Annotated in this window: 11 protein-coding genes and 2 pseudogenes; 11 read left to right on the top strand and 2 right to left on the bottom strand. The window is 43.3% G+C overall.

Annotation, left to right across the window (positions count from 1 at the left end; genetic code table 11):
• Window positions 1–307: 307 nt before the first annotated feature.
• The gene (locus IGI89_RS02675; RefSeq protein WP_438735310.1) at window positions 308–1,018 is read right to left on the bottom strand and encodes a DUF975 family protein; all 711 of its coding nucleotides are present in this window, start codon (window positions 1,016–1,018) and stop codon (window positions 308–310) included.
• Window positions 1,019–1,216: 198 nt separating this feature from the next.
• On the opposite strand from IGI89_RS02675, the gene tgt reads away from it, so the two are divergent.
• Window positions 1,217–2,362 carry a tRNA guanosine(34) transglycosylase Tgt gene (gene tgt, locus IGI89_RS02670; RefSeq protein ID WP_005227333.1) on the top strand — a complete coding sequence of 382 codons (1,146 nt, stop codon included), beginning with the start codon at window positions 1,217–1,219 and terminating at the stop codon, window positions 2,360–2,362.
• A gap of 83 nt (window positions 2,363–2,445) precedes the next feature.
• Entirely contained in the window at window positions 2,446–2,787 is a 342-nt protein-coding gene (gene yajC, locus IGI89_RS02665) for a preprotein translocase subunit YajC (RefSeq protein WP_005232170.1), read from the top strand.
• Between the two features lie 130 nt (window positions 2,788–2,917).
• Here yajC and IGI89_RS02660 read toward each other — a convergent pair whose 3' ends face one another.
• On the bottom strand, window positions 2,918–3,349 hold the full coding sequence (locus tag IGI89_RS02660; RefSeq protein WP_008376072.1) for an Hsp20/alpha crystallin family protein: 432 nt from the start codon (window positions 3,347–3,349) through the stop codon (window positions 2,918–2,920).
• Between the two features lie 247 nt (window positions 3,350–3,596).
• Here IGI89_RS02660 and IGI89_RS02655 point away from each other — a divergent pair, with 247 nt between their 5' ends.
• From IGI89_RS02655 to adhE, 9 genes and pseudogenes are all read left to right on the top strand, one after another.
• Entirely contained in the window at window positions 3,597–4,439 is an 843-nt protein-coding gene (locus tag IGI89_RS02655) for a YitT family protein (RefSeq protein WP_438735309.1), read from the top strand.
• Window positions 4,440–4,465: 26 nt separating this feature from the next.
• Window positions 4,466–5,194: a GntR family transcriptional regulator, LSA1692 subfamily gene (locus IGI89_RS02650; protein WP_438735308.1), complete on the top strand. Its 729-nt coding sequence runs from the start codon at window positions 4,466–4,468 to the stop codon at window positions 5,192–5,194.
• Between the two features lie 25 nt (window positions 5,195–5,219).
• Window positions 5,220–6,521: pseudogene (locus tag IGI89_RS02645) on the top strand (Sapep family Mn(2+)-dependent dipeptidase).
• 124 nt (window positions 6,522–6,645) lie between these two features.
• Window positions 6,646–7,593, top strand: a complete 948-nt coding sequence (locus IGI89_RS02640) for a N(4)-(beta-N-acetylglucosaminyl)-L-asparaginase (protein ID WP_438735307.1) — start codon at window positions 6,646–6,648, stop codon at window positions 7,591–7,593.
• Between the two features lie 39 nt (window positions 7,594–7,632).
• Window positions 7,633–7,965, top strand: a complete 333-nt coding sequence (locus IGI89_RS02635; protein ID WP_005227348.1) for a PTS sugar transporter subunit IIB — start codon at window positions 7,633–7,635, stop codon at window positions 7,963–7,965.
• A 68-nt stretch (window positions 7,966–8,033) separates the two neighbouring features.
• A complete protein-coding gene (celB, locus tag IGI89_RS02630; RefSeq protein WP_034872054.1) occupies window positions 8,034–9,389 on the top strand; it encodes a PTS cellobiose transporter subunit IIC in 1,356 nt (451 codons plus the stop codon).
• Window positions 9,390–9,406: 17 nt separating this feature from the next.
• Entirely contained in the window at window positions 9,407–9,925 is a 519-nt protein-coding gene (locus tag IGI89_RS02625; protein ID WP_005232156.1) for a GrdB-related putative oxidoreductase, read from the top strand.
• Window positions 9,926–10,064: 139 nt separating this feature from the next.
• Window positions 10,065–10,556, top strand: a pseudogene (locus tag IGI89_RS02620) (NUDIX hydrolase).
• A gap of 308 nt (window positions 10,557–10,864) precedes the next feature.
• On the top strand, window positions 10,865–13,456 hold the full coding sequence (gene adhE, locus IGI89_RS02615) for a bifunctional acetaldehyde-CoA/alcohol dehydrogenase (RefSeq protein ID WP_010748754.1): 2,592 nt from the start codon (window positions 10,865–10,867) through the stop codon (window positions 13,454–13,456).
• The last annotated feature ends 161 nt before the right edge of the window (window positions 13,457–13,617 follow it).

Below are 13,617 nucleotides of genomic sequence, written 5' to 3'. Positions count from 1 at the left end.
CTCGAAAATTTGTTTTCATTTACAAACTTACACATGTTTCGTGTATTCCGATACAAAATGAGACGTATCATTTTTCGATATGGAAATGTTCGATCCTTGTTACGTTTTTCTTCTTGTTACTTTACACGTTTGGTACTAGGTGAAACTTGTACGTTCAACAACTTTTAGTAGATTGAGTTTGCGATATTTACGAAAACCACCAACAGAGTTGCTACCTTCCTTACACTTATACTATAACACGAAACGGAAGCGTTTGCAAAAGAAAACGATTCTTTTCCTCAAAAAAAAAGACCGGCGAACCGATCTTTTAAGCAAGTGCTCGTTTAGGCAGATTGTCATAAAAAGCTGCTTTGGTTGCACTGATGTAAGGTGTCAGCCATAAGTAGCCGATTCCTGCAGTCATGATGGCCAAAATGTGCCAGCCGATGAAGCTCAGATCAAGGATGAACAGTTGACCTTTGTAGCCTCTCATTAAATGACGGCTACCTGTGATGCAGCTGAGAAAATCTGGCCGCATGCCGGTTTCTTCATAGGTATCATAAAAGACAAAATACGCTTGAGAATAAGAATAAGCTTTAATGATCCCTGGAATGATAAACAGGAATGTCCACAGTGTCGTGAAAATAGTCGACAGAATATAGATGACGATGATCCCTAACACGAAAGCGCCACTGAAGCCACGAAAGACATCAGAAAAAGGCTGGATCGATTGCTTCTTACCGCGTAAAATGTCAAGGAAAGTCCAAGAGATCCCAGCACCGAATAAGGCAGAAAATAGACCGCTGATCAAACCGCCACCACTGCCGCTGCCACTTCCTCCTGCGGAATTGACTGCATCGGTAGAACCAAGATCATTAAACATACCGCTTTGATACAATGGAATAACAGCAAGAACGATAATGACGAGTGCGATAGCGATCGAGATCAAAGTCGGTACAATACACATCAAAACACTGTCTTTCCAGCGTCCTCGCAGGATTGCTTTTGCTTCTGCTTTTAGTTCTCTATTTGATTTCATTTCAAAAAACCTCCCTTCAATATAAATAACATGATAGCAAACTTTCGCTAAATCTTCAAAAAAAAGTAATAGATGTTTCGCATAACTAGGAGAAAATACTCTTAGTTTCTTTAAACTTCCTTGCAAAATGTAAGGGCAACCCTTATCATAGATAGGGTTGCACAGTTAATTGAGTTTAGAGAGAAAGTAGGGAAATGAATGACGGAACCAGCCATTCGTTATCGTCTGATAAAGAAAGAAAAGCATACCGGTGCCCGTTTAGGCGAACTGATCACGCCTCACGGAACCTTTCCAACGCCAATGTTCATGCCAGTCGGCACATTAGCAACGGTCAAAACCCTTGCCCCTGAAGAGTTGAAAGAAATGGGTGCAGGCGTCATTTTAAGCAATACCTATCACTTGTGGTTGCGTCCAGGAGAAGACATTGTTGCAGAAGCAGGCGGCTTACATAAATTTATGAATTGGGATCAACCGATCTTAACAGATTCAGGTGGTTTCCAAGTCTTTTCATTAGCCGAAATGCGCAACATCGTCGAAGAAGGTGTCCATTTCAAAAACCATTTGAATGGGTCGAAAATGTTTTTATCTCCTGAAAAAGCGATTGATATCCAAAACAAATTAGGATCAGATATCATGATGAGTTTTGATGAGTGTCCGCCATTTGATGAAAGCTATGACTACGTCAAAAAATCGGTGGAACGGACATCTCGTTGGGCAGAACGTGGCTTGAAAGCTCATGCCAATCCAGATCGTCAAGGCTTGTTTGGGATCATTCAAGGTGCAGGCTTTGAAGACTTGCGCAAGCAAAGTGCCCAAGACTTGATTAGTATGGACTTCCCAGGTTATTCTATCGGCGGCCTGTCAGTTGGCGAACCAAAAGCGGAAATGAATCGCGTGTTGGAATTTACGACCCCTTGGATTCCAGAAAACAAACCACGTTACCTGATGGGCGTTGGGGCAGCCGACTCCTTGATCGATGGCGTGATTCGCGGTGTCGATATGTTCGACTGCGTTTTACCAACACGGATCGCAAGAAACGGTACCTGTATGACTTCAAAAGGTCGTTTAGTCGTGAAAAATGCGCAATATGCCCGTGACTTTCGACCAATCGACGAGAAGTGTGATTGCTATACATGTAAAAACTATTCTCGTGCGTATATTCGTCACTTGATCAAATGTGATGAAACCTTTGGTATGCGTTTGACGTCTTACCACAATGTCTACTTCTTATTGAATCTAATGAAAAATGTCCGTCAAGCCATCATGGACGACAACTTGTTGGAGTTCCGTGAGCATTTTATTGAAGAGTATGGGTTCAACAAGGAAAATGCGAGGAATTTCTAACATTCTCTACTAAAATGGTGGGAATAATAGAGGAATTCTGATAAAGTATCTTATAGGAAAGAAAATAAATCGAGGTGAAAAAAATGGCACAATCTTTACCAATGCTCTTTATGCTGGTTGCTTTAGTGGCAATGTGGTTCTTTATGAGTCGTTCACAAAAGAAACAACAGCAAGAGCGTAAAAATCTTTTAGAAAATATGAAAGCTGGCGATGAAGTCGTAACCATCGGCGGACTCCACGGCGTTCTTTCTGAAGTCAACACAGAAAAAAGCACCGTGATCATCGACTGTGAAGGAATTTTCTTAGAGTTTGATCGTTCAGCGATCCGCACAGTGAAACCTGGAACTGTTGCATCCGTTGAAACACAAATCGAACCAGCTGATGTCGAAGACGCAACGAGCATCCAAGACGAAACCAAAGAATAAGCACAAACGCACCGTCGCTTTCTCAGAAGCGATGGTGCGTTTTTTAGTAGTCGGACAGTTTCTAAAATAAAACAAGCACCGCAGCAAAACAGAGATCGCTCGTTTTGCTGCGGTGTTTTGATTGCCTTCGCTACTCGATCGGAATCAGTTTCTTTGACGCTTGTTTGCCTTGGTCTTTTGGCAACGTCAATTTCAAGATTCCTTCAGCGTAAGAGGCTTTGATTTCATCCTCTTTGACGTTTTCTAACAGGTACTGCCGCCGAACGCTTGTCAAGCTGCGTTCGCTGCGAACCAGACGTCCTTTTTCATCTTCGGTCGCATGATCCGTCTGGTGTTGTCCCGTAATCGTTAAAACCCCATTCTCATAGGTTACTTGAATATTTTCCTTAGGGATGCCAGGCAGTTCTGCTTCAACGAGAAATTCATTGTCATTCTCGTGAATATCGGTTTTGATCAGGTTCGATGGAAACCCATCAAAAAAACTGCGGCCAAAATCTTCAAAGAAATCAAAAGGTGTCATACTGTATGAATCTGAGCGGCGTGGCACAATCTCATGTGTCATAAGAATCATCCTTTCTTTGTTCTTTTGTTTTTACACTTTTTATTTTATTCATTTTTCAGAGAATCTCAAGTGATTTACTCACTTTAAAAAAATCTTTAAAAACCTTTGATACCAACATTTTACTCCTTAATTTTAGCGTGTTTTTACATTGCTTCGTTTCCGTTCCCCCCCTCATTTCGCCTGCTTTTTTCGCGTGACAGTATATACTTAATGATATATACTAAAAGTGAAGTGGAGGAGGAAAAACATGGCACGTTATAGAAAACGAATGCTTGTTGCTTTGATCTATGCATTGTTGTCGTCGATTGCCTTAAATCTCTTTTGGCTGCCGGGAAATATTTATGCGAGTGGGATCACTGGTTTGTCGCAATTGTTGTCGCAGCTTTTAGACGAGCAGTTGAATCTGCAGCTTTCGATCCCGCTTTTGGTGCTTTTTTTTAATGCGCCATTGTTAGCGGTTGCTTGGGTCAAAATCGATCGAGAATTTACCATCATGACGGTTTGTACCGTCGTCCTGTCTTCTGTTATGATGAAGGTGGTACCGGTCATTGCTTTAACGACCGATCCGGTGATCTGTGCCGTGTTCGGCGGATTGCTGCACGGGGTGTCGGTGGGCTTGACATTGAACGACGATTTTTCAACGGGTGGGCTTGATATTTTAGGGATTTTAGTGAAAAAAGCCACTGGTAGAAGTATCGGTAGTTTCTTTATCGGCTTCAATGTTAGTTTGCAGCTAGCAGCCGGGCTGATCTTTGGCTGGCCCTATGCTTTTTATAGTGCCATTTCCTTCTTCATCAGTGGGCGGATGGTCGACTACGTCAACCTGAAGCAGCGGCGTGTGCAGCTGCTGGTCGTTACAGAAAAAGCAGAATCCGTCATTACGACGCTGCAATGTGCCTTGCAGCGAGGCATCACGGTCATCAACGATGTCGAAGGTGGATTTGATCATCAACAGAAAAAACTATTATTACTTGTCATTTCCCATAGAGAACTCAAGACCGTCGAAGGCATGATCCAAGGAATCGATGAACAAGCGTTTGTCAGTGTTTCTTCTGGCGTCAGTGCCAATCGATCGTTTTATGAATGGTAGCAAAGTGAAAGAAAGTAGGAGAGACGTTGAAAAAACAAGCAGTATTTCAAGAAGTTGCCCAGCAGATTGCGCAACGGGTTCATGAAGGTACGTACGTGACGAGCCAAAAACTTCCTTCCGATTATGATTTAGCAGAGGAATTTCAGTGCAGCCGTTTAACGGTGCGCAAAGCCATCGATTTATTGATTGCCCAGAATTTGTTAGTGAAAGAAAAAGGCAAAGGAACCTATGTCATGAAACAGCCCAAGATCCAAAGCGGCTCTGGCGGCCTCCAAAGTTTTACCGAGACCGCCAAGATCCAAGGGAAAAAGACCCGTACGGAAGTTTTGCATATCGAAACCGTCAAAGAGCTCCCGATAGAGATTGGTCAGTTGTTTGGTGATTACGCCAAGGAACCGATCGTTTATTTGGTGCGCTTGCGTTACTTTGATGATGAGCCGATGACGGTGGAAAATCTTTACGTACTGAAACGCTATCTGCAAGAAGGCACCGCAGAACTCACGAAAGCTCAATTAGAGTCGTCTTTATATCAAGTCATTGAAGCCAACATCGAGATTGGTTATTCCCATCAAGAGGTGGAAGCTGTGAAAAGTCCTGCCGATATTGCGAAACTTTTACAGGTGCCTCAAGAGGAACCGATGCTTTTGGTCCATTCGATGACCTATTCCGCATCAGCCAAACCGATCTTATACGATACATCCTATTACCGAGCAGACAAATATACCTTCAAAAATATATTAGTGCGTCAAAAATAAAATCAATCCTTTAGAGGTGAAGACAATGGATCCACTCACAGCAAGTATTGAAGCCAATTGGCCAGAATTTCTCACGCTTTTGGACGAAGTGATGCAGATCGCAAGCGTCAAAGGTGAGCCGTGGCCCCATGCGCCTTATGGCAAGGGACCACGAGAAGTGTTAGCATACATCATGGAAAAAAGCGCAGTATACGGGTTTCAAACAACGGTCATTGATGATGCGATCGGCTATGCCCATTGGGGACCAACGGATACCGACTATATCGGTGTGTTAGGACACTTGGATGTCGTCCCGGCAGGTTCTGGCTGGAGCTACCCACCGTTTGCACTAACTGAAAAGGACGGCAACTTTTATGGCCGAGGGATCTTAGACAACAAAGGCCCGATCATCAGCTGTTTGTTTGCCATGAAATTGTTGAAAGACCTTGGGCATCAACCGCAATTACCGCTGCGGATCATTTTCGGTACAGATGAAGAAAGCGGCATGTCGGATATCCCGCATTATCTAGCGGTTGAGCAGCCACCGCGTTTTGGTTTTACGCCAGACTGCAAGTATCCAGTAGTTTACGGCGAACGAGGTGTCGTCAATGTGCAACTTGATTTTCCATTGCCCTCCCAAGAACAGTAGCTGTTAGCGGCGTTTTCTGGCGATCAATTCCGCGATCATGTGCCAGACCACCTATCGGTAACCATAGGCAGCCAGTCCTTTGAAGCACTAGGCAAACGCTCCCCTAGCAATGCCCCTGAGCTAGGGGACAACGCCATTACAAAACTTGCGCAGCAAGCAGCACCGCAACTAGCGGCGACACCGTCCGTGCAAGCAGCTTTGCAGTGGATCGCCCAAAGTTTTCACCAGCAGCACTATGGCGAAGGCATTGATTTGGTACTAGAAGATGCCGACTCAGGAAAATTGATCTTGACACCTGTGGTTCTCCAAAAATCCGCCAGTGGACTAGTGTTAGAAGTGGCCTTTCGCTATCCTGTATCGGTAACGGAGGAACAAGTGCTCGCCGGGGTGCAAAAGGCATTGCCAGAAGGGGCAAGCCTTACGATCCTTCGCAGCATTCCGGGGTTCTGCCGATCAAAAGATGCCCCCGAAATCCAAACGCTATCGACGATCTATCACCAAGTAACGGGCAATGATCCAACTCCCGTGACCACCACAGGAGCAACCTACGCCCGCAAAATGCCAAACATCCTTGCTTTTGGTCCGTCTTTTCCAGGGCAAAAAGGGATCGCTCATAACCAAGATGAGTACATGGCGGTTGCCGATCTGCGGATGAATCTTGAAATTTATTTGCGCAGTTTACAAGCACTGACAAAATAAGCGAAGACACGAACGAAGAAGAGTTTTTCCATTTTTTTTGAGAAACTCTTTTTTTAGTATAGACATAGTAGTATATACCGTATAGAATATACTTGAAAGCGCTATGAAAAATGGAGGGATATTTATGTGGGGAATGATTGCTACATGGCGGATGGCACACGATGGCGTGCTCGCTGCTAAAGCACTATTAGAGCAACAAGGCTCCTGCCAAGATGCAGTAGAAACAGCCATTAAAGCAGTGGAAGATTATCCATTTTATAAATCGGTGGGGTATGGCGGGCTGCCCAACGAAGAAGGCGTGTTGGAAATGGACGCTGCCTTCATGGATGGTGATACCTTCAAAATTGGTGCCGTCGCTGGGATCGTCGATGTGGAAAATCCTATTTCCGTGGCACGCCGCCTAAGTGAGGAAAAATTCAATAGTTTTCGAATCGGCCAAGGAGCGGTCGCTTATGCGCTTGCCGAAGGATTCCAGCCCAAAGAGATGCTGACACCGCGAGCCAAAACCATTTGGGAAAAGCGCAAAGCAGAGATCGCTGCCAACAACCTCGATCCCTATGACGGCCATGATACAGTGGGAGTAGTTGCGCTGGATGAACACCAAAGCATGGCAGCAGGAACCTCGAGCTCTGGTTTATTTATGAAAAAAAGCGGTCGTGTCGGCGATTCACCTTTATCTGGTTCTGGTTTTTATGTGGATAGTGAAATCGGCGGTGCCGCTGCCACAGGGTTAGGGGAAGACTTGATGAAAGGCTGCCTTTCCTACGAAATCGTCCGTTTGATGGGAGAAGGGCTAGCACCGCAAGAAGCATGTGATCAAGCCGTTTACGACTTTGAAGCGCGATTGAAGAAGCGCTACGGCAAAGCCGGCGCCTTCTCGCTGATCGCCTTAGATAAACAGGGGCGCTGGGGCGTGGCAACCAATGTAGAATTTACCTTTAGTGTCGCAACCACCAATCAAGCGCCAGCTATTTTTATGGCAACGCCAGGACCTGAGCAGACAACCATGATCGAGCCTATTACGAAAGAATGGTTGGAAGCGTATGAAGAACGAATCAAAGCGCCGGTCTAACAACCGCGATTGAGAAAAACAAACATTGGAGGAATGGATATGGCAACGAAAAAAATCTATTTGTTTTGTGAAGCTGGAATGTCAACGAGTATCATGGTCAATAAAATGATGGAAGTCGTCAAAAAGCACAACATGCCTTTGACGATCGAAGCATTCCCTGCAATCCATGCAGAAGAAAAAGTCGAACAAGAAAAACCAGTTGCTATTTTGTTAGGTCCACAAGTACGACACTTAGATAGCAAAATGAAAGCAACTTTCGAGCCAATGGGGATTCCAGTCGGCACGATCGCAACAGAAGCATACGGCATGATGGATGGCGAACGAGCATTGAAAGATGCCTTAAGCTTGATCAAAAAAGCCAAAGCAAAGTAATAAAAGTGTTGGAGTAACAGGGGACTACGTGTTATCTGCCAGATAGCACGCAGATGGGAGGAAGAAAAATGCAGAAATTTTTAAACTGGTTAGAAAAAGTGTTAACACCGATGGCAAAGACGATCGGTGAAAACAAATACTTGATTGCGATTCGTGATGGTTTCTTATTATCCACACCGTTGTTGATCGTGGGGTCACTCTTTTTAGTCTTGACCAATTTTCCGATTCCAAATTGGAACGAGATGATGAGCAGTTTGCTGGGAGACAACTGGGCAACGATGTTGAATATGCCGGCAACAGCCAGCTTTGACATTATGACGATTTTAGCCGTTGGTGGGATCGGGTATAGTTTGGCAAAACAGTTTAAAGTTGATGCCATGCAAGCAGCCATTATTTCACTCGTTTCTTTTTTTATCGTGACACCATTTACGACCGTTTTCACACCAGAAGGCTCTACGGAAGTGTATGAAGTTGGCAGCCTGCCATTACGGTGGATGGGTTCCAGCGGTTTGTTCTTAGGGATGGTCGTTGCCTTGATTTCCACCAGAATGTTCGTTGCGTTATTACGCAAAGGGTGGACGATCAAAATGCCTGACGGTGTTCCCCCAACCGTGGTGAAATCCTTTGAGGCATTGATTCCTAGTTTTGTGATCGTGACGGTTTTTATGATCGCCAACTGGTTAGCCAACTTGACGTCTTATGGCAATCTCCAAGAGATCCTCTTTAAGTTCTTACAGACACCGTTGTTAAGTTTAGGAAATACTTTAGGTGCCATGATCATAGCTTACCTATTTTTGCATTTTTTCTGGTTCTTTGGGATCAATGGTTCCAGTGTGGTCGGTGCCGTCTTCAACCCTATCTTACGGGCATTATCTATTGAAAACTTAGATGCTTTCAAGAATGGCGCAGAAATTCCTAACATCATCACCGGTCAATTTCAAGACATGTTCGCGACCTTTGGCGGGGGCGGTTCGACATTATCTTTGATTTTAGTCATGATCTTAGTCTGTAAAAGCCAAAGGGTCAAAAAACTATCACAGTTATCGTTAATCCCAGGTATTTTCGGGATCAATGAACCAATCATCTTTGGGTTACCAATCGTCTTGAATCCAGTTCTGCTGATTCCTTTTGCTTTAGTGCCAACGATCAATATTATTATCTCTTACTTCTGTATGGATCTTGGGTTAGTCAACTATACCAATGGAATTCAGCTGCCATGGACCACGCCACCGATTATTTCTGGTTTCTTAGTCAGTGGTTGGCAAGCGGCCGTGTTACAAGTCTTGTTGATCCTCTTAGGAATGGCTATTTATTACCCGTTTATCAAAGTCTTAGATAATCAATATCTAAAAGAAGAAGCGGATGCCGTTGAACAAGAAGAAGAGGAAATCAATTTTGATGATTTCGATTTTGATGATCTGTAAGAAAAGAGGCACCGCTCATGAAAAAAATAATTTTGATTCTCAATCATGTCACTGCAGGGATGGGAAGTGATGAAAATGCTCAGTTGCCGCCAAGCGGCAAAAAAGCTGCCCTTGGTCCAGGTCGAACCTTGAATCCACTTTTTCAAGAGCAAGACGCACAAATCGTTGCAACGCTTTATTGTGGTGACCAATATTATCACGAGCATCAAGAAGAAGTGAATAAAAAATTTGTGGGGTTTGCTAAAAAATTTGACGCCGATGCCGTTCTTTGCGGACCTGCGATGCATTATCCTAATTTTGGCGAAATGGCAGCAGGATTGACGAAAGTATTCAATGCACAAGGAATTCCAGGGGCTGCAGCGATGTCAGAGGAAAACCCAGCAGTGGCAATCTATGCCAAAGATATCTATATCTTGAAGATGCCGAAAAAAGGCGGAATCGGATTGAATGATTCCTACAAAAAGATGGCGCATGTTGTTTCCCAGCTTGCCCACGGGAAGCCTCTAACAGAAGCAGACCAAGAAGATTTGTTTTAAAGAGAAAGACGATCAGCGCTGGCTGGTCGTTTTTTTATGAATCAAGCCAAGCATGTTCGATGTAAGACATAAATCGACTAAGCCTGTTGATGATTTATTTTGATTTACGTAGAATAGATACAAGTTAGGAGGGATTCGGTTGTACCATACCGCATTTGGAGTATATGGAATTTTGTTTCAAGGCAACTGCTTGGCCGTCATCAAAAAGAAGGCGGGACCTTATCAAAACCGCTATGATTTGCCAGGCGGCAGCATGGAGGCAGGTGAATTGCTGGAAGACACGCTGTGCCGAGAATTTAAAGAAGAAACCGGCATGACCGTCACTAGCTATCATCAATTAGGGGCAATTAATTTTCTTTACCCCTGACACTATCAAGGAACATCTATGAATAATCACATCTGTGTCTTTTATGAGATTCAAACAACCGTTGGAAGTCTTGAGAAGAATGTTCCTCAATTTACAGGCCAAGATTCATTGGGAGCAGTTTTTTTCCCCATCGAGCAGCTAAATGAACAAAATGCATCACCTCTTGTAATAAAAGCTTGTGAGGTGTTTAAACAGAAGGCATTTACGGCAAGAAGCCAACGCCTAATGAAATGGGATGTATTAGAGGACCCTTCTTATGAATAATCCTTTCAGATCATATGACGTTTGACAGAAAAAGTGAAAAGAGCAGATGATCATATTTAGTAGGGATAAGGTGTTTTCGTAAATCCCTCCATTGTTCAACTTAGCACATGACATTTTTCTTAATAAAAACCGAAACTTTTGTCCACTTCTTTTCCTTAAAAGCTCTTGAAAACGCTTAATTTAAAAGGAGTTTAATAAAACTGTGAAAAAAATCACAAAAACTATTTACAAACAAAAAAAGATGTTGTATGATTTGTATGTGAAGTAGTTAACAAACAAAACATGTTTAAAAACTAGGAGGACAAACAATGGCTAAGACATTGGAAAAAGAAGTGACAATCGACGTACAAGCAATGATCGACGATTTAGCAACGAAGGCAAATGTGGCGTTAAAAGAAATGGAAAGCTTTGATCAAGAAAAAGTGGACCACATTGTTCATGAAATGGCAATGGCAGCATTAGACAAACACATGCCTTTAGCTAAAATGGCAGTAGAAGAAACTGGCCGTGGTATCTATGAAGATAAAGCAATCAAAAACATGTACGCTTCAGAATATATTTGGAACAGTATCAAACATGACAAAACAGTCGGCGTGATCAATGAAGACAAACAAAAAGGCTTGATCGAAATCGCTGAACCAGTTGGTGTCGTTTGTGGGGTAACACCAACAACCAACCCAACATCTACAACGATCTTTAAAGCAATGATCGCTTTGAAAACACGTAACCCGATCGTTTTTGCTTTCCACCCATCTGCACAAAAATGTTCAGCAGAAGCTGCACGTATCGTTCGTGATGCGGCCATCGCTGCTGGGGCACCTGAAAACTGTGTGCAATGGATCGAACATCCATCAATCGAAGCGACTGGCTTATTGATGAACCACCCAGGAATTGCGATCGTATTAGCAACTGGTGGCGCTGGCATGGTCAAAGCAGCATACTCAACTGGTAAACCTGCATTAGGTGTTGGACCAGGGAACGTACCTGCCTATATCGAAAAAACAGCGAAAGTGAAACGAGCAGTCAATGACTTGATCGTATCAAAAACCTTTGATAACGGAATGATCTGTGCCTCTGAACAAGCAGTGATCGTTGATAAAGAAGTCTATGCCTCTGTGAAAGCAGAATTTGAAGCACATCAAGTATATGTTGTAAAAGCAAAAGAATTACAAAAACTTGAAGATGCCGTGATGAACGAAGGAAAATATGCCGTAAATCCAGCAATCGTTGGACATTCAGCAATGGAAATCGCGAAATTAGCAGGCATCAACGTACCAGAAGGAACAAAATTATTGATCGCTGAACTTGACGGTGTCGGTGCTGATTACCCACTATCAAGAGAAAAACTTTCTCCAGTTTTAGCAATGATCAAAGCAAACAACACAGAAGACGCGTTCGAAAAATGTGAAGCAATGCTTGATTTAGGCGGATTAGGCCATACAGCGGTGATCCACACTGAAAACGAAGACTTGCAATTAGCCTTCGGCCTACGCATGAAAGCTTGCCGTATCTTAGTTAACACACCATCTGCAGAAGGTGGTATCGGAAATATCTACAACGAAATGATTCCATCATTGACACTTGGTTGTGGTTCATACGGGAAAAACTCTGTATCACGAAATGTTTCTGCCGTGAACTTGATCAACGTGAAAACTGTAGCGAAACGGAGAAATAATATGCAATGGTTTAAATTGCCACCAAAAATCTTCTTTGAAAAGAACTCTCTAATGTACTTGGAGAAAATGGAAAACGTTGAACGTGTCATGATCGTTTGTGACCCTGGTATGGTTCAATTCGGCTATTGCGATACGGTCCGTGAAGTACTTGCTCGTCGTAAAAATGACGTGAAAATCGAAGTCTTCTCTGATGTAGAACCAAACCCATCAACAAACACCGTTTACGCTGGAACAAAAATGATGGTTGATTTCAAACCAGATACAGTGATCGCTCTTGGTGGTGGATCAGCAATGGATGCTGCCAAAGGCATGTGGATGTTCTATGAGCACCCAGATACTTCATTCTTCGGCGCGAAACAAAAATTCTTAGATATCCGTAAACGGACATACAAGATCGACAAACCAGAAAAAACGCAATTCGTTTGTATCCCAACAACGTCTGGTACTGGTTCTGAAGTAACACCATTTGCGGTTATCACTGACAGTGAAACACACGTGAAGTACCCATTAGCTGATTACGCATTGACACCAGATGTTGCAATCGTTGACCCTCAATTCGTAATGTCAGTACCTGCTTCTGTTACAGCAGATACTGGAATGGATGTTTTGACTCATGCGATCGAATCTTATGTGTCCGTAATGGCATCTGATTACACTCGTGGATTGAGCTTACAAGCAATCAAGTTAGTCTTTGACTACTTAGAAAAATCAGTGAAAACACCTGATATGGAATCTCGCGAAAAAATGCATAATGCCTCAACAATGGCAGGTATGGCCTTCGCCAATGCATTCCTAGGTATTTGTCACTCAGTAGCCCACAAAATCGGTGGTGAATATGGTATTCCTCACGGACGTACAAATGCGATTCTTTTACCGCACATCATCCGTTACAATGCCAAAGACCCACAAAAACATGCAATGTTCCCTAAATATGACTTCTTCCGTGCCGATACAGATTACGCAGACATTGCGAAATTCTTAGGCCTTAAAGGCAAAACAACGGCTGAATTGGTTGAAGCGTTGGCAACAGCTGTTTACGAATTAGGACAATCTGTTGGTATCGACATGAGCTTGAAAGCGCAAGGCGTCACTCAACAAACACTAGATACAACAGTTGATCGCATGGCTGAATTGGCTTACGAAGACCAATGTACAACAGCAAATCCAAAAGAACCACTAATCTCTGAATTGAAACAAATCATCGTTGATGCCTATAACGGCTAAACAATGAATCAAGAACACCCTGCGGTATCTTAGCTGCCGCAGGGTGTTCTTTTGTCGTCTCTTTTTTTGAAAAACAAGCTGGCAGTTGCCGCCTTTTTGCCCAGATCAGTTAAGAATGCGAAAAATAACAATTGAACAGGGGGGATCATAAAAAAAGGAGT

The organism is Enterococcus sp. AZ141, assembly GCF_051714385.1.
GTDB lineage: Bacteria > Bacillota > Bacilli > Lactobacillales > Enterococcaceae > Enterococcus_D > Enterococcus_D entomosocium.
The sequence above is the reverse complement of the archived record's forward strand: the minus strand, read 5'-3'. Positions and strand labels throughout refer to the sequence as shown.